The organism is Blautia coccoides (genome assembly GCF_034355335.1).
GTDB lineage: Bacteria > Bacillota > Clostridia > Lachnospirales > Lachnospiraceae > Blautia > Blautia producta.
Genome location: NZ_CP136422.1, coordinates 685,001 through 702,764 on the forward strand (window position 1 = coordinate 685,001; position 17,764 = coordinate 702,764).

12 protein-coding genes, 6 tRNA genes, 1 rRNA gene and 1 pseudogene (1 of these 20 only partly in view) are annotated in these 17,764 nt (G+C 42.4%); 18 read left to right on the forward strand and 2 right to left on the reverse strand.

Annotation, left to right across the window (positions count from 1 at the left end; all coding sequences use genetic code 11):
• The 7 genes from BLCOC_RS02975 to BLCOC_RS03005 form a co-directional block, all read left to right on the forward strand.
• Positions 1-2,435: ribosomal RNA gene (locus BLCOC_RS02975) — 23S ribosomal RNA — on the forward strand; it begins 449 nt to the left of the window's first position.
• Between the two features lie 89 nt (positions 2,436-2,524).
• Positions 2,525-2,597: transfer RNA gene (locus BLCOC_RS02980), tRNA-Asn, on the forward strand.
• 6 nt (positions 2,598-2,603) lie between these two features.
• Positions 2,604-2,675: transfer RNA gene (locus BLCOC_RS02985), tRNA-Glu, on the forward strand.
• Positions 2,676-2,748: 73 nt separating this feature from the next.
• Positions 2,749-2,821 (forward strand) — tRNA-Thr (locus tag BLCOC_RS02990).
• Positions 2,822-2,825: 4 nt separating this feature from the next.
• Positions 2,826-2,899 (forward strand) — tRNA-Ile (locus tag BLCOC_RS02995).
• Positions 2,900-2,934: 35 nt separating this feature from the next.
• A tRNA-Asp gene (locus BLCOC_RS03000) sits at positions 2,935-3,008 on the forward strand.
• A gap of 182 nt (positions 3,009-3,190) precedes the next feature.
• A tRNA-Leu gene (locus tag BLCOC_RS03005) sits at positions 3,191-3,274 on the forward strand.
• Positions 3,275-3,312: 38 nt separating this feature from the next.
• Here BLCOC_RS03005 and BLCOC_RS03010 read toward each other — a convergent pair.
• Positions 3,313-4,812 carry a tyrosine-type recombinase/integrase gene (locus tag BLCOC_RS03010; protein WP_115624332.1) on the reverse strand — a complete coding sequence of 500 codons (1,500 nt, stop codon included), beginning with the start codon at positions 4,810-4,812 and terminating at the stop codon, positions 3,313-3,315.
• 101 nt (positions 4,813-4,913) lie between these two features.
• Positions 4,914-5,060 (reverse strand): helix-turn-helix domain-containing protein, encoded by a 147-nt coding sequence (locus BLCOC_RS03015; RefSeq protein ID WP_115625532.1) that lies wholly within the window; start codon positions 5,058-5,060, stop codon positions 4,914-4,916.
• A 709-nt stretch (positions 5,061-5,769) separates the two neighbouring features.
• On the opposite strand from BLCOC_RS03015, the gene BLCOC_RS03020 reads away from it, so the two are divergent.
• The 11 genes and pseudogenes from BLCOC_RS03020 (at position 5,770) to BLCOC_RS03065 (ending at position 17,426) form a co-directional block, all read left to right on the forward strand.
• Positions 5,770-6,900 carry a transposase gene (locus BLCOC_RS03020; protein WP_115624333.1) on the forward strand — a complete coding sequence of 377 codons (1,131 nt, stop codon included), beginning with the start codon at positions 5,770-5,772 and terminating at the stop codon, positions 6,898-6,900.
• Between the two features lie 18 nt (positions 6,901-6,918).
• Entirely contained in the window at positions 6,919-7,962 is a 1,044-nt protein-coding gene (locus tag BLCOC_RS03025; RefSeq protein ID WP_115624334.1) for a YqaJ viral recombinase family nuclease, read from the forward strand.
• Between the two features lie 22 nt (positions 7,963-7,984).
• Positions 7,985-10,216, forward strand: coding sequence for an SF1B family DNA helicase RecD2 (recD2, locus tag BLCOC_RS03030; protein ID WP_115624335.1), 2,232 nt, complete (start codon positions 7,985-7,987; stop codon positions 10,214-10,216).
• An 82-nt stretch (positions 10,217-10,298) separates the two neighbouring features.
• Positions 10,299-11,174, forward strand: a complete 876-nt coding sequence (locus BLCOC_RS03035) for a hypothetical protein (protein ID WP_115624336.1) — start codon at positions 10,299-10,301, stop codon at positions 11,172-11,174.
• Between the two features lie 54 nt (positions 11,175-11,228).
• Complete coding sequence (locus tag BLCOC_RS03040) at positions 11,229-12,455, forward strand: CHC2 zinc finger domain-containing protein (RefSeq protein WP_115624337.1); 1,227 nt, start codon at positions 11,229-11,231, stop codon at positions 12,453-12,455.
• A 27-nt stretch (positions 12,456-12,482) separates the two neighbouring features.
• Positions 12,483-12,905: a hypothetical protein gene (locus tag BLCOC_RS03045; RefSeq protein ID WP_115624338.1), complete on the forward strand. Its 423-nt coding sequence runs from the start codon at positions 12,483-12,485 to the stop codon at positions 12,903-12,905.
• A gap of 172 nt (positions 12,906-13,077) precedes the next feature.
• Complete coding sequence (locus tag BLCOC_RS03050) at positions 13,078-14,028, forward strand: ParM/StbA family protein (RefSeq protein ID WP_115624339.1); 951 nt, start codon at positions 13,078-13,080, stop codon at positions 14,026-14,028.
• On the forward strand, positions 14,021-14,389 hold the full coding sequence (locus BLCOC_RS03055) for a hypothetical protein (RefSeq protein ID WP_115624340.1): 369 nt from the start codon (positions 14,021-14,023) through the stop codon (positions 14,387-14,389). Before BLCOC_RS03050 ends, BLCOC_RS03055 begins: the two co-directional genes overlap by 8 nt.
• A 194-nt stretch (positions 14,390-14,583) precedes the next feature.
• Positions 14,584-14,724 (forward strand): annotated as a pseudogene (locus tag BLCOC_RS27715) (GntR family transcriptional regulator); the annotation flags it as partial.
• A 45-nt stretch (positions 14,725-14,769) separates the two neighbouring features.
• A complete protein-coding gene (locus BLCOC_RS03060; protein ID WP_242999025.1) occupies positions 14,770-16,002 on the forward strand; it encodes a GntR family transcriptional regulator in 1,233 nt (410 codons plus the stop codon).
• 575 nt (positions 16,003-16,577) lie between these two features.
• Positions 16,578-17,426: a tyrosine-type recombinase/integrase gene (locus BLCOC_RS03065; RefSeq protein WP_115624342.1), complete on the forward strand. Its 849-nt coding sequence runs from the start codon at positions 16,578-16,580 to the stop codon at positions 17,424-17,426.
• Positions 17,427-17,764: the final 338 nt, after the last annotated feature.

The following is a 17,764-nucleotide window of genomic DNA, read 5'->3' on the forward strand; positions in this document are numbered from 1 at the left end:
CCCCGTAAGGCTAAATACTCCTTAGTGACCGATAGTGCATAGTACTGTGAAGGAAAGGTGAAAAGGACCCCGGGAGGGGAGTGAAAGAGAACCTGAAACCCTGTGTTTACAAGCTGTGGAACCTCTTTATATGAGGGACCGCGTACTTTTTGTAGAACGGTCCGGCGAGTTGTGCATACTGGCAAGGTTAAGCGTCTAAGACGCGGAGCCGTAGGGAAACCAAGTCTGAATAGGGCCAGAGTCAGTATGTGCAGACCCGAAACCGGGTGATCTATCCATGTCCAGGTTGAAGCTGCCGTAAGAGGTAGTGGAGGACCGAACGCACATCCGTTGAAAAGGGTGGCGATGAGGTGTGGATAGGGGAGAAATTCCAATCGAACCCGGAGATAGCTGGTTCTCCTCGAAATAGCTTTAGGGCTAGCCTCGGCACAGATTCATGGAGGTAGAGCACTGAATTTCCTAGGGGGCGTCAAAGCCTACCGAAGAATATCAAACTCCGAATGCCATAGAATTGATTGCCGGGAGTCAGACTATACGAGATAAGTTGGATAGTCAAAAGGGAAAGAGCCCAGACCTCCAGCTAAGGTCCCAAAGTGCGTGTTAAGTGGAAAAGGATGTGGGATTTCAAAGACAACCAGGATGTTGGCTCAGAAGCAGCCACACATTCAAAGAGTGCGTAATAGCTCACTGGTCGAGAGGTCCTGCGCCGAAAATGTCCGGGGCTAAAACACGACACCGAAGCTGAGGAATGACATAGTCATTGGTAGAGGAGCATTGCATGTGGGAAGAAGCAGTACCGTAAGGAGCTGTGGACTGCATGGAAGAGAGAATGCCGGAATGAGTAGCGAGAACAAGGTGAGAATCCTTGTGGCCGAATATCTAAGGTTTCCAGGGTAAAGCTGATCTGCCCTGGGTAAGTCGGGGCCTAAGGCGAGGGCGAGAGCCGTAGCCGATGGACAACAGGTTGAGATTCCTGTACTGCGATATGACAGAACTGTGGGGACACGTGTGGAGAGCACAACCCGGGAATGGTATCCCGGGGCAAGCGAAGGAGGGGTCTGATAGGAAAAACCGTCAGACAACCCAAAAGCGTGATGCGGACCGAACTAAAGTAGGGAAGTGTGTGAGCCATGCGTCAAGAAAAGCCGCTATTGTTCATATCGTACCCGTACCGTAAACCGACACAGGTGGATGAGGAGAGAATCCTAAGGCCGACGGAAGAAGCATTGCCAAGGAACTCGGCAAAATGACCCCGTAACTTCGGGAGAAGGGGTGCCAGGGAGACCTGGCCGCAGAGAATAGGCTCAAGCAACTGTTTAGCAAAAACACAGGTCTATGCGAAACCGAAAGGTGAGGTATATGGGCTGACGCCTGCCCGGTGCTGGAAGGTTAAGAGGAGATGTCAGGAGACGAAGCATTGAATTTAAGCCCCAGTAAACGGCGGCCGTAACTATAACGGTCCTAAGGTAGCGAAATTCCTTGTCGGGTAAGTTCCGACCCGCACGAAAGGCGTAATGATTTGAGCGCTGTCTCGGCAATGCATCCGGTGAAATTGAAGTACCAGTGAAGATGCTGGTTACCTGCGCCAGGACGGAAAGACCCCATGGAGCTTTACTCCAGTTTGGTACTGGGGTCCGGTATTGCATGTACAGGATAGGTGGGAGGCTAAGAAGTGGTGACGCCAGTTGCCATGGAGCCACTGTTGGGATACCACCCTTGCAGTATTGGGCTTCTAACCAGCCGCCGTTAACCGGCGGTGGGACAATGCCAGGCGGGGAGTTTGACTGGGGCGGTCGCCTCCGAAAGAGTATCGGAGGCGCCCAAAGGTTCCCTCAGAATGGTTGGAAACCATTCGCAGAGTGCAAAGGCAGAAGGGAGCTTGACTGCGACACCGACGGGTGGAGCAGGTACGAAAGTAGGGCTTAGTGATCCGGTGGTATTAAGTGGGAATGCCATCGCTCAACGGATAAAAGCTACCCTGGGGATAACAGGCTTATCACTCCCAAGAGTTCACATCGACGGAGTGGTTTGGCACCTCGATGTCGGCTCATCGCATCCTGGGGCTGTAGTAGGTCCCAAGGGTTGGGCTGTTCGCCCATTAAAGCGGTACGCGAGCTGGGTTCAGAACGTCGTGAGACAGTTCGGTCCCTATCCGGCGTGGGCGTAGGATATTTGAAAGGAGCTGTCCTTAGTACGAGAGGACCGGGATGGACGGGCCGCTGGTGTACCTGTTGCAGTGCCAACTGCATGGCAGGGTAGCCAAGCCTGGAAGGGATAAACGCTGAAGGCATCTAAGCGTGAAGCCCCCCTCAAGATGAGATATCCCATTCATAAAGAAGTAAGACCCCTTGAAGACGACGAGGTGGATAGGGCAGAGGTGGAAGTGCAGCAATGTATGGAGCTGACTGCTACTAATCGGTCGAGGGCTTGACCTGAGCACGAAAGTGCAAACGGCGGGTTTGAAAAGAAGGTTTTTGTGTTTTGTATATGCGGTTTTGAAGGTACGGTGTATCGTTGTATCTATTCCTCCTTAGCTCAGTCGGTAGAGCATGCGGCTGTTAACCGCAGTGTCGTTGGTTCGAGTCCAACAGGGGGAGTTTTTTGGCTCCATGGTCAAGCGGTTAAGACACCGCCCTTTCACGGCGGTAACAGGGGTTCAAATCCCCTTGGAGTCACTCAAGAACATAAGTAAGGAAGCTTCAGCATATTTGGTGAAGGATAGAGTGAAACAATAGGTTAAACAGGTACGCCGATGTGGCTCAATTGGCAGAGCAGCTGATTTGTAATCAGCAGGTTATCGGTTCGAGTCCGATCATCGGCTCTTTGGACCTTTAGCTCAGTTGGTTAGAGCAACCGGCTCATAACCGGTCGGTCCTGGGTTCGAGTCCCCGAAGGTCCATTTATTAGTTAAAGGTTATAGTTTCATAAAGTTTTGGCCCAGTGGCTCAGTTGGTTAGAGCGCCGCCCTGTCACGGCGGAGGTCGAGAGTTCGAGTCTCTTCTGGGTCGTTTTGCCGCAGTGGCGGAACTGGCAGACGCCCGGGACTTAAAATCCAGTAGGTTTTCAAGTCTCTTTCGGCAAAAAACCCAGTGTTTATGCGGGGTTAAAACTTAATATTTGGTAAGTGTATTTGCATCCCTTCAAAATATCCCTTGAGTTTTGGGAACATAAAAATGATGGATGTACATTTGCCGGTGTGGCGGAATAGGCAGACGCAAGGGACTTAAAATCCCTCGGGAGCAATCCCGTACCGGTTCAAGTCCGGTCACCGGCATTTTTTAGAAGACTTAAACATTATGTTTGAGTCTTTTTTTAATAATATGCATTTGCCGATACCAATGGGTAATTTCCCAGGATTGCGTTAGCAGTGTCTATCTTTTTTGTATAATCAAAATGTGTATAGATATTTGCTGTAGTTCCAATCGTACTATGCCCTAACCATTCTTGGATTGACTTTAAGTCTACCCCGTTCTCGTACAATAGGGTAGCGCAGCTGTGGCGAAGGTCATGGAAACGTATTTTACGCAGTCCATTTTTCTTTAGGATTAATGAGAAATGGTCCGATATATATCCTGGCTTCAATCTCTCACCCATATCGTTTTTGTTGATATAATCAAGGTATTCCAGGCTGTAGTCCTCGCCACATAGTTCTCGTTGGATCTGCTGCTTTTTATAAAGCTCCACCAGAGCAGTCTCAAATTGCGGGACAAGCGGAAGTTTACGGGTACTGGATTTTGATTTTGTTTTATCTTTGGAAATGTGCTGGCATTTTCCGTCTAAATAAATATCTGTAACTACATGTCTCACAGATATAGTTTTATTCACAAAATCTATACTGGACCATTTTACACCCAAGGCTTCGCTTCGCCTCATACCATAGAAGGAAGCCAGTATTACGCATATTTCTATAGGATCTCCACGAAAGACTTTAAACATTTCTGCTAACTCAATAGAATTGTAGTATTGAGCAGAAAAATCATTCTCTTCAGGTCGCTCTACACGGTCAGCTGGATTACCTTTCAGCAGATTTATATGGACAGCATATTCCAGGCATTTATGGATATTCGCATGCCGCCGTATAACTGTGTTGGGTTTAACCTTGTTTTTCTCAAGCTCATATGTGTAATAGTCTTGTATATACTTAGGATTTTCATACAGATCATTTAGTGTGTAACCCTTTTCGCGGAAATAAGGCTCAATACGTTTTTTTACATTGGACTCATATCCGGCATAAGTTGTAATCTGTACTTTGTACTTTATTATGGCCAACCATTCTAAAATGAAATCGGCAAAAAGAATCTCTGCCTGACCCGTGTTAGGGTCAATATCATCCGCCACATTATGTGCAATCCATTTTGACTGAACTGCATAATCCAATGCACTTAATATAATGCGATGGGTGGTTTTCAGCAGGTACTTCATACTTCCTGCCTTTTTACGCCTTTTTATGAGTTCATTAAAAAACGCTTCTAAATCTTTTGCAGATAAGCCACCAATAGAAATAGTGTGATTCGTAAAATACGGTGTAATATAGTTTTCAATGTACTCTTTATACTCTGCATACACTTCAGTCTCAAGAGAGGCATATTTTACCCAATGTTTGATTAAATCAATTAAAAGTGCATGTTTGTCCCAAATGGGTGGTATAAATTCTTTCTTGGCTTTTGCCAGCAGCATCTCAGCTTTCTTTTTATTTCCCTTTACCGGTAACTCCGTGCTGATTGATTTGGTGCGCCATTTATTTGAACTATCTTTATAGCTTAGCACCATTTGGTATATTCCATTTTTTTCTCGTAGATGTCCTGCTACCATGACATTTTACCTCCTTTTTTGAGGTAACAGTTATTTTACACCCACTACTGATATAATTATTATATCATGTAGGCATAAATTTGGCACTGTCTTGTCAAATTTTATTTTGGAGGTTCAAGAAGGTTTAAATAGGTAAGTATATGATACTTAGGTACTTTATAAATCCGCCCGATCATAAAATGTTGAATGACATTGTTTTTTAGCAATCGATATGCTGTTTTTGTACTAATACCCAACATTTCAGCCATTTGCTCTACGGTTACTACATCCGGATAGTCTTTGAATACGGATGCATATGTTTCAGATTTTTTTATCAAATGTATCACCTCTATATATTTTTTCACCCGCCACAACCAGTTCCTGTGCCCTTTGAGACCACGTAGAAGGTGTTACTATGTAGACATCAAGCTGCAGGCGTGCAAGGATGCACACTATCTGCAGCGCCTATATCCATTGCAGGGATGTGTATGGAGTTTTCAAGGTGCTTTTAAGGGATAATAACGAAAAGAAATAAAAAATTTGGAAAAATTATCAAAAATTTATGAATTTTGTAATGCAAAATAGTCAATAGAAACGATAATTATACCAGATATGCCATTGAATTGATTGACAACAACAATATATTGTGCTACTATACGCCTATAGTTAATTTTATGCACACCCTTTGAGGTGAAATTCGGGATATGATGAATCCTGAATCATGAGAGCAGAGCAAAGAGCATCTGCTTGGCATAAGTTGTTTAGGTTTGTATTAAGTGTCATTTTGCGCAGTAAATGGGCAGATGGCGCTTTTTTTATGTGTTCTTGGATGATTTAGGAAATGTAAGTGTTTCTTAAATCATCCATTTTTTATATACGGGAATAAAAAGATATTATCTGTACTTTTGGGAAATTAGTCTGCCAGATACAGCTTCAGCTGTTTATGGATATAAAAAATTTAAGAAAGGTGGAAAACAAATGAAAGAAGCAAGAGTGTATGCAGATGGGTTTCAGACCACATTTGCCAACGTGGAGGAGCTGATGCATTTTCTAAAGGAGCGTGCCGGGAGTGCATCCTGGATACGGAAACCAACAAAGGATCTGCGATTAGTTCCCTTGAAAAAAATGGACATGGAAGAGGAAATTGAAGAAAGAGAGCAGGAGATTCTGAATGATACTAAAAATCATACGAAATTGATGTTGAAAATGCGCGGACAGACCTATCCGGTACGTGACTGTGCAATTCAAACTATACTGAAACGGGCTGGCATATCCGGCCCAGGTCTTCGGAAGCTGGATAAGGCATATTATTCCAAGGTGGTCAATTACTGTCTACAGGTGGCAAAGGGAGAGGCTTTGATAAAGATTGCGGATGGAAAAGTGTCGGCGGTCCATGGTGGTGATTATTGTGATTACAGCATCCTGGAAATGCAGGATGTATTTGAGACAGTAGTAGAGTATTTGAATAAAAAATATCCAGGCAGCACTTATGTGGAAGGTTCAGGCAGTTATGACCATTCCGTTGTTACTGCTATGTGGGAACTGGAAGATGAGGAAGTGTTGGAAGTTTATAAAAAGGCGCTTGATGCGCATGGTATTTCCATGAAAGTTATCAAGCTGGCACTGCGTCTGACGACTTCTGATGTGGCTGCAAGCGGTGCTAATCTTTATCCCATGCTTTTATGTGGGAGTGGAAACCAGACAATCAGTTTAGGAAATCCCATCCGGTTGACACATAAAGGAGCGAGTATTAAAAAGTTTGAGGAAAACCTGGAACTTCTTTTTTCCAGATATAAAGAAACCTTGATGGATTTTGCAAAGCTTATGGATATTGAAATTCACCATCCAGCGAATTGCCTTATGGGAATCTTGAACAAACTGGATATGAAAAAGAAAATTAAAAATGAAGTAGTAGAGCTTTTTAAAGCCCAAAACGGAGATGTACCCTGCAGTGCACATGACCTTTACTATGCGCTCAATGAAGCTGTTTTTTTCGCAGCCTGTGAGGGTATGAAAAGCCAGGAGATTATCCGGCTGGAGGAAGATATCGCTAAAGTCCTTTCGTATGACTGGGCGGAGTATGATCTTTGCATACCTGTTAAGTGGTAAGAATGGGGGGTGGACAGTTTGGAAAAGAATAGTGTAATACAATATGAGGCACAAGTGGTTGTGGATATAGATAAGCTTACGAGGGAAGAGTGGCTGAAATACCGAAGAAAAGGAATAGGAGGCAGTGATGTGGCGGCTATTATGGGAATCTCCCCGTTTGCCACTGCATTTGACTTATACAATGACAAAATCGGTGTAAAGCCAGTAATCGAAGAAGGAAGCAATAACTGGGTTGCATTGGAAGTAGGGCACCGGCTGGAGGATTTAGTTGCAAAGATTTTTTCAGCAAAAACAGGACTGGAAGTATTTCCAGTCCATAAGATGTTTCGACATCCAAAATATCCTTTTATGCTTGCCGACGTGGATTATTTCATTCGCTTTCCGGATGGCACATTTGGTATCTTAGAGTGTAAGACCTGTAACTATAACAGCCAGGATAAGTGGGCAGATGGTCGGATACCAGCTCACTATGTTTATCAGGTACGCCATTACCTCGCTGTCATGAATCTTAACCAGGCTTATATTGCGTGTCTATATGGTAATAATGCAAATGAATTTTTTATCCGAAAAATTGACCGGGACATGGAGGAAGAGCAGGAGATCATTGAGCAGGAAGAGTTCTTCTGGAACGAGTATGTAGAGAAAAGGGTAGAGCCGCAGCTATATGGAAAGCCGGATTTGATTTTAAACAGCATCCGAAGGTTTGTGGGATATGGAGATAAGTCGCTTCCTGAGCAAAAACTGACGATTGGAAGTGCTAAAAAGCTGGAGCGATATCTGGAACTATCTGAAGAGAAGTCAATACTTGAAAAAAGAAAACGTGAAATCGAGTCTGAACAGCGGCAGCTTTCTATCCCATTTGTGGAGGAGCTGGGACAAGGCTGCAAAGCTATAGTAGAGGGAACAGATTGCCGTTACCGGATTACTTATAATCCGATGCTCCGGACACAGATTGCAAAGGATGACATGGAAAAACTGAAAATTCAGCATCCCGATATCTTTGAGGAATATGCAAAGACAAGTGAAAGCCGGATTTTTCGGGTAAAGAAGGAGGCGGCGTAACAAGAAGCGGAGGACATAAATAATGAGATGTCGGTTTAAGCATAAAATTTATCAAAATGAAGAGAACGGATATACAGTGGCGGTATTTATGACTACTGATACGTCTGTTCCGATGTCTGCCAGGGACAGCTACCACACAAAGGGAGCGAACATTGGCTTTAGCGCCGTAGGTTATTCACTTCCGTTATCCGATAAAATCGAGGTGGAGATGATTGGCACATGGGAGAATAAAAACCATGGGATGCAGTTCCAAGTGGAAAGCTTTTTGGAAGTGGTCCCCCGTACCAGGGAGGGTATCATCGGGTACCTTGCATCTGGCGCTTTGAAGGGAATCCGCCAAAAGACGGCTGAAATGATATATGACTCCTTTGGGCTGGATACCCTGGAGATCATGGAGCATGATCCGGATCAGCTGCTTAAAATCAAAGGAATCAGTGAACGCAAATTAGAGGAGATCAAAGTTGGTTTTGGGAAAAACAAACTGTTTCGTGAGCTGATGACGGCATTGGCACCGTTTAAAATCACGCCGAAGAAAGTACAGCGGATTTTGCAGCACTATCATGAACAGTCCCTGGATATTGTCCGTCATAGACCTTATATGCTGGTTGCAGTTGAGGGATTTGGTTTCCTGACTGTAGATGAGATTGCAAAGAAATGTGGATGCACCATGAATGACCCTATGCGGATTTCCGGGTGTATCAGCTACATTCTCCATGAGGTGATCACAGATGGACATTTGTTTCAGGTACGCGAGAAGTTAGTGGCAGACTGTATAGAAGCACTAAACTACGGTTTTGATTATCCGGTTGTCACAAAACGGGAGATAGAGACCGTGCTTTACCGCCTGGTTATGCAAAAAGATATTGTAGTGGATGAAGAACGGGTATATATTACCCGGCAATTTGATACGGAGAACCTGACTGCATCTATGATAGCCAAAATGCTTCTGGAAAAAAATATGCCGGTTGATATTGGACCGCTTCTTAACAAGGCACAAAAGGAGCTGGGGATAGAGTTATCCGAACAACAAAAAGCAGCCGTACAGATGGTGTTTTCCAACCGCTTATCCATTATCACAGGAGGACCGGGAACAGGGAAAACTACCGTGCTTCAGGTCATCCTGTTTATCTATAAGGAATTATCACAAGAGGATATCCAGCTAATGGCTCCCACAGGAAGGGCTGCCAGACGTATGTCGGAGGCAACGGGAAATCAAGATGCCACGACCATGCATATGGCAATGGGTCTTCTGGGAGATATGGGAAATTGTGACTTTGAGTATTTCCAGGCAGGATTTATCAGCATAGACGAAACGTCTATGGTAGATATGCAACTGGCTTTTGACTTCTTTTTGCGCTTGAAGCCGGGGACAAGGGTTTTGTTTATTGGGGATGTCAATCAGCTGCCTTCAGTTGGTGCTGGTGATGTGTTCCGACAGCTAATAGGCTGCGGTCTGATTGCAGTTACGGTATTGGATTTAGTATACCGGCAGGGAGCTGAAAGCACTATCCCTGTCAATGCTGAACTTATGCAGGAGAATAAGACGCAGCTTTACTTAAACGATGATTTTCAATTTATTGCATGTAAGGGTGCAGAAGCTGCAGCGGAAAAGGTTACAGAAATTTTTGCGAAAGAAGTGGCAGAACATGGGCTGGATCAGGTACAGATATTGACACCTTACCGACGACGGAGCATGGCAGGCGTCAATCAGCTCAATAAGGTACTGCAGGAAATGGTGAACCCTGGAGTCAGCGGTAAAAAGGAATTGGCTGTCGGGGAGCATGTGTTCCGTCCGGATGACAAGATACTGCAAAATAAAAATACTGCGGATGCCAGTAATGGGGACATGGGCATGCTCATGGATTGTTTTGTGGATTCCGATGGAGAAAGCAAAGCTGTGATACAGTTTTCTGACAGCCGAACAGTGGAATATGATGTAGAGCAGATAGAGATGATTGAATTGGCCTATGCAACTACAGTGCATAAGGCGCAAGGCTCTGAATATCCGATTGTCATTCTGCCATGGGTAAAGGGATTCTATCGGATGTTAAAGCGAAATATTCTTTATACAGCGGTCACCAGGGCAAAATCTAAAGTATACATTGTTGGCGAGTGGAGTGCAGTGTGTCAAGCCATTCACACAAATGACAGTGGTTCGAGAAACACGGTACTTGGGGAACGCATTGTAGGATATTATCACCAATACCAGAAGCTACCAGAAAAAGAAATGGAACAATTAAGATTAGCAGTATAAAAAATTACAGATTAATGGAAAAGGCAGGTTATTACTATGTATATGGTAAAGGCTGCTTTTTATATTGGAAAGGAGCAACAGCATGAAAGATTTATTGTATAACCAGTCGGATTCTGTGGCTGCACTTAACCATGTAGAGGGATTTGAGCCATTGAAATATATGAGGACTATCCAAAATGAAGGACAGGAGGAGCAGCTATACCTGGATGTAAAGTATAGGAAATTATGGTTTCGGCTTGCCTATCCCGTTGGAAAGATCATCAGTAAGATTGTCAGTCTTGCCGATCATATGGCGATTGTGGAAGCGAGGATATACTTGGACAAGAACGACCCCGAAGAGCAGTACGTCTCGAATTCTTTTTCCCAGAAGTTCCGGAGTGAAGATCCAAAGTTTGGAGACAAGTTTTTGGAGATGGCTGAGACTGCAGCAATCGGGCGGGCGCTTGCAGATGCTGGTTTTGGTATGCAGTTTGCAGATGTAGGGGAAGAAAACGATCCACAACAGGTGGATGCCGGGATTCCTGCACCATCTGCTACTGCCTCCCAGCCTGCCATGCAGGAAGCAATGCATTCACAGGGGCAGGCATTTATACCGCAGAGCGGGGTCCAAAAGCCTTCAGTACAGCAAGGCAATTGTGCCATGCAGTATCAGGAGCAAACAGGACCCATGCCGGCTATGAATGGATTTTACCAGCAGGCCAATACGGTAGCAAGACAGCCAGTGCCAACATTTCAACCGGGTCTTCCAGTAGAAGAGCTGGTCAGGCAACTGTCTTATGAACAGGCGGTTCAGGTTGTCATCCCTACTGGCACCCACAATGGAAAGACAATGGGTCAGCTAGCTGTGGACAATCCAGGAAGCGTGAAATGGTACGCGGAGTCATATACTGGGGCGAACCATCTGCTCCAGGCTGCGGCTATAAAAATAATGGAACAGGCAATGCCCTTGGCGGGCTAAATAATAAAAAGACCTGCAGCCGGCATTTCTGGCTGCAGGGACAAGGAGGAATCCATGCATGATGTATCCGAATTTCCATTTAATATAACGGATGTGGCACGAATACTAAATCTGCGTATTAGGAGAAAAATGTCAAATTCCTGGTATGCGGACTGCCCATTTTGTGGGGAAAGAAAAGGAAAGCTGAATATCAATACACAAAAACAGGTATTCCGCTGTAACCGGTGCGGAGCATCAGGTGGTATGCTAAGGCTGTATGGAGATTTATATAATGTCACACACAAGGAGGCATTTGATGAGATCTGTTCTGCACTGCATTTGGGAACAACAAATCAATACGAGGTAAGGCAACAGGAAAAAGCACTTCCGGTGTCAGCAGTAGAGAACGCTGATTTGGCACCTTTAGAGGTGCGGAACCGGACTTACTCCTTGCTCTTATCCTATATGAATTTATCCGAAAAGCATCGGGAGGATTTAAAAGCACGGGGGCTGACAGATGAACAGATTGATACGCAGAGGTACCGCAGCATACCAGTATTTGGCTACAAAAGCCTGGTTAAGAAACTGATGGCAGAAGGATGTGTCGTGGAAGGTGTTCCAGGCTTTTATCTGGATAAGGACGGAGAATGGACCATTAATCTAAGCCCTAAAAGAACTGGTTTTTTAATACCGGTTTGCGTCCACGATAAAATTCAAGGCTTTCAAATCCGCCTGGACAGACCGAAAGAAGGACAGAAGTATATCTGGCTGTCCAGCGTAAATTATAGCCAAGGCGTATCTTCCGGAAGCCCGGTACATGTGATTGGTGATTTGGATAAAAAGGTTATCCATATTACAGAAGGAGCTTTAAAAGGAACTATTGCACATTACCTATCAGGAGAAACATATGCCTGCGTAGCCGGAGTGAACCAATACCGAAATTTGGAACCATTGCTGTCAGAACTAAAAGGATATGGAATACAGGAAGTATGCGAGGCTTATGATATGGATAAAAAAATGCAGATATTATGTAAAAATGACTATGGAGAAGCGTGTAAAACCTGTGACAAAAGTGGGTGTCTGTCAGTCTGTGTACATGGATATGGAGAAAAGGAAGTAGCATGCCCAAAGAAGATAAATAAAAGATCCATCATTCAAAGCGGCTGCCAGAGATTATACGAAATATGTGAGCACCTGGGACTGCCATATAGACGGATGGTATGGGATCTATCTTCAAATGGTGAATGGAATGGGAATATCAAAGGTATCGATGACTATTATTATGCATTACAGGAAAATTAAATTGATGATAAAGGGGGATAACAAACCATGATTGATTTTGAATACGCAAAGTATATTGCTGGCTTACTAACAGATGAGGATATAACAGAAGACCTAACATCTATGCGGCTTCAGGCGATTATAAAACTCCGCGGTATTATTTCAAAGTACGAGCAGGATGGCTTTATACCGAGAATTGTAGAGGCAGTATTTTGCAAGAAGGCAGAATTTATCCTTCAGGCAAAGACGAAATCGGCTGTAGAAGAAATTATAAAGCCATGTGTGCCGTCATATATCTGTGGAACTTTTCAACCAAGGGAGCAATATCACGTGGAAGAGGAAGAACTGCTCTTATGGTCATATGCTTCTTTGCAGGGACCACTTATTTCAGAGGCACAAAAACGGTATATAGATTTGTTTGAGAAATATTTCAATGAGGAAACTGATGCGTTAGAAACAGAAGTGGCATAGCAGATGAAATACTAATGGCAACAAGAAAAACCCATAGAAATGAGAAAGTTAAAGGAACATTGGCACTGGCTTATGGCTGGTGCCTTTTTAAATGCACCGGATATTTTAGTTGCACTTTACGTAGAACTATACGTAATTAATAAGTAGAAAACGAGAAAAGGAGTGACATTTTATGACAGGACCAATTAAAAACCTTCGGATTGCGGTGGATCATGGAAACAGGAATATCAAAAGCCTGCATTTTGTTTTTACATCCGGCATAAATGTGCTGGATAAAAAACCGGCAAGAGGTGAGAAATTTTTACAATATGGAGAAAAATACTACACACTGAGTGAAAAGCGTATTCCATACCAGAGGGATAAAACATCAGATAACCGTTTTTATGTACTTACTTTATTTGCCATTGCAATGGAATTGGAACATAGTGGAAAGGTACAAGAACAGGATATGGTACAAGTAGATTTACCTATTGGTCTGCCTCCAAAACATTATGCAGAGCTTTGTGATAGGTATGAGGCGTATTTTAAAGGTGCTGGCACGGTCCAGGATATTAATTATAATGGCAAGCATTATCATGTGTGCATCAGGAAAGTGTGTGCTTTTCCCCAGGATTATGCGGCTCTGGTTACTGTATTGAATGAAATCAATACAATTCCAAAAGCAGTGGGGATAGACATCGGCGGATTTACCACAGACTATCTTTTGATGCGCCGTGGGAAAGCAGATATGGACTACTGTGATTCACTGGAGATGGGAGTAATCACGATGTACAATGAAATACGCTCCAAGATCAATAGCGAGTATGATATGCTTCTGGAAGATGGGGACATAGACAGCATCATCAATAGGGAAACGGCATATTATGAGGATTCGGTTGTGAAGCGGGTAGAAAATCTGGTACAGGATTTTGTGACGGATCTGTTGGCCAGCATCCGGGAACGGGGGATTGACACTAAATCCACCTATACGATTTTTATTGGTGGTGGTGCATTGCTTCTGAGACACTTTCTGGAGAAAGCAGATCGGTTAGGAAAGTATCGGTTTGTTGAGGATTTGAAAGCAAATGCGATTGGATTTGATATTTTATATCGAATGACGATGGGGCGTGAACTATGTGAGTAAAAAAAATCCATATAAGTTTACTATAGGATTCGATAGTAAGAATGAAAACCATATAAAAGTTGCAGCGATTCTCAATGAAGTCGGGAAAGGTATGACACAGCTTATTGTGGATGCTATCTTAGAACATGTCAGTGGGAAAAAGAGTAATGAAACTTCGGCATTAAGTGTAATAGAGCTGCGTCAGTTGATTAAACAGCTGGTATCCGAAGAAGTAAAACAGGCAAGTAAAACCTTGCAAATCATGGAAAAGGAGCGGATGGAAATTAGCATATCTGAGGATGACAATATGTTGGAATTGGAAGATTCAGCAGTTGAAAATATTTTGAATACGTTGGATGCATTTCGCAGCATAGACGGCTGAAGGATGTAGTGTGGAGAAAAAATGTTATATTATAAGAACTCATTCCTGATTAAGTAAATCATGTATATCTGCGGCTAAAGTGGATTGCTATGGTACCGGGGAGATGGCTTGAAGATTGAGGTGTCTATCTGTCTTTGCCAGATTTCCTGGCTAATGGTATAATAAACAAAACAGATGAAAATGGGGAATGCTAAATGGAAAAACAGACGGACACCTATTACTATAGCGTATATAGAGATATTATTGTACAGATTTACACAGGTACATACCAAAAGGGGGATGTACTTCCGAGCTTAAAGGAACTCTGTTATATTTATGGGGTCGGGAGGAATACAGTGAGGTCAGCATTACATTTGCTGCAGGAACATGGATACGTGACAATGGAACCAAGAAAACAGGCGGTAATTTCTTTTGATATCGATAATCCCAAATATCAAAAATTTTATTTAGCTGAAGTGGTGGGAAGAAAGGAGGCGGTTTTACAGGTCTATGATTTTATGGAGCTGATAATGCCGGAGATTTTTGTTTATATTCAAAAAATGCTTTCTCGAAGTCTCCGCAATGAGATTGCAGGGCTTGTTGGCTTTTTTGCCGAGAACTTATCTGTAAAGACAGAAGCAAAGCTGCAAGCTGGTATTCTGCAGCTGTTCCGGCTGATTATTGCCTTACCGAATAACCATTTGCTGGAACAATTATTTGCTGCGCTAATTTCTTACGTACAGCTTCCGGTCAGCAGTAGTGAATGGGATAAACTAAAGTTCCAGGCTATAGCCCCTTTTTTTAAAACTACGTTCAAAAAGTTTGAAAAACTAGTTATTGCACAGGAGCATGAAAAACTGAAGAAACAGATTGGTTTATTCTGTCAGATGATGAAGAAAAAAAGTGACAGATATTTAACAAGGATTGGAAAAAAAATAGAGAGTGAAGATGTGAACAGTGCTTTTAACTTCACTTGGTCGCTCACAGGAAAATCTGATTATGTACAGCTGGCATCGATTCTGATATCTAAAATAGGAAGGGAGGAATATAAGAATGGAGATATCTTGCCGTCTTATGCACAGCTTGCACAAGAAAATGGTGTGTCAGTAATAACTTCTCGAAACGCGATAGAAATTTTGGGGAGACTTGAGCTGGTTTCAACGATTAATGGTGTTGGGACAAAAGTCAAGGGCTTTGATTTGACGAGCCGAGAGCTATTTTTTAAGGATATGGAAATGCGAAAGAATATTGTATCTTACTTTGAAGCTTTGCAGCTGATTATAATCATAAGCAGACCTATTTTGCACCGTGCGGAAGAGGTGATGACAGAAAAAGATAAAGCGGATTTAAAAGGTCAGTTCCTGAATCAAGGACTTACAAGTTGTTTTGAAGTTATGTTAAAATATGCCGGACTGCCGGCTGCGTTGCCTGTCTTTGAATGTTTAAAAAATGAACTCGCCTGGGGATATTTGATAAACTTTGACATAGAGAAAGATAAGGCAGCTAAAGAGCAGCTGATTAAACAAGAGAGTTCTATAGCAGAGTGGGTATATGCAGGGTGTCAGAACTATTACCAATACGCAAGAAAAATTGCCAGGGAAAATTTCATAGAGATACCGTTTTCCATTTTATAATGCCTTTAATTGATGAGAAATTGATACTTATTTATACAAGGATATTTAGGCTTAAATTAAGTGAAAGGTATAATATATCATATCGATGATATGCAATTTCCTGAAAAATGTTAAAAATTGACAGAAATACTAGAGAATGATAAAATAATATTGATACCAATAAATGCAAGCAAAACGCCTAGACATTTGTACATACAAAGGGGTGGGAGCAATGTGCGATAAAAAGAACTACAGTAGGAAATGCAGAAGAACCAGTCTAAAAAGAATATCATTCATGATGGGAGATATGCAACGAATTCCGAATGATTGAGCACGATGGGTTTCTGTTATGTACATCGATACGCCATTGGAAGGGCAGAGGCGGGTATTTTCAGATTCAGCTGACTGGTATACTAACCGGTGAGCTTTTTTTACGCTTAAATTTATGGTAAATGGTATTTTAATAGTTTATTACTGGATGAAAGGCAGAAATCAAAGGCAAGAGTCACTAGAAAAAAATGGAATAACGATAGAATAAGATATATGCGGATAGTTTTCTGGCAATAATAACTGTTAAAGAAAAGGAGAGTTGTTATATGGAACAGAAATTAATCGCTACTAATGAGCTGTTGGAAGAATTTGTAAGATACTTACTGGAAGAGGAACGAAGCAAGGCTACAGTAGAAAAGTACGAAAGAGACGTGAAACATTTTATAAAATATCTTGGGATTGATAACATTATAACAAAGGAGAGGGTACTAGAATATAAAGAATCAATACTCTTAGAGTATAGCGTTACAAGTGTTAATTCTATGCTGGCAGCTTTAAATCAATTCCTGATGTTTATAGGTGCATTTAATTTTAAAGTAAGGCGGATTAAAGTACAGAAGCCGGTTTTTCGAGAGGAAGAACGGGATCTGACAGAGGAAGAGTATAAAAATATGGTACAGAAGGCATATGAAGCGGGGAAAATACGGCTGGCCCTTATTATGGAAACCATCTGTTCTACAGGAATCCGCATCAGTGAACTGCAATATTTCACGGTCAAAGCAGTAAAAACAGGACGGATTGAAATCCACAATAAAGGAAAGGTCAGAATCATTCTTGTACCGGAGCAGTTAAAAAAGAAGCTGCTTTGTTATATTGTTAAGATGAAAATAAAGAGTGGGAGTATATTTATCACATCTGGAGGCAAGGCAGTTGACCGAAGCAACATCTGGCGGGAGATGAAGAAGTTAGGATCTGAAATAAAGGTTTTGGAAAAGAAAATATTTCCCCATAACCTACGGCATCTTTTCGCAGTAATCTATTACAAAGCATACAGAGATATCATAAGCCTTGCGGATATTCTGGGGCATTCCAGCGTGGAGACGACAAGGATATATACTGCTACCACTGGAGCAGTGTATAAGAAACGGCTAGAAAGTTTAAGCTTAGTCTTATAATAAAAAAACAACATAATTATAGTTATGTTGTATGAATTGCTAAAACCATCTGTAATTGGAACTATCTTATCATATTTGACAAAAATCGTCAATACATATTTTTCTATATTCTACTTACATTTCAGTGATTTTCTCTGATTTCCACAAACGTAATGAATAAAATCCATCATTTCAGAAACTTAGCAGGAATACCAGCTCATTATAGCAGGATTTAAAGGAAATTGAATACACGAAATACCGGACTTATGTGAAAGAGCGTACTCGAATTAAAACCTTAAGATTGTTTAAAAATCAAAAGGCTTTTTTTATGCCATCCTTTATTAATTTCGATACATCAC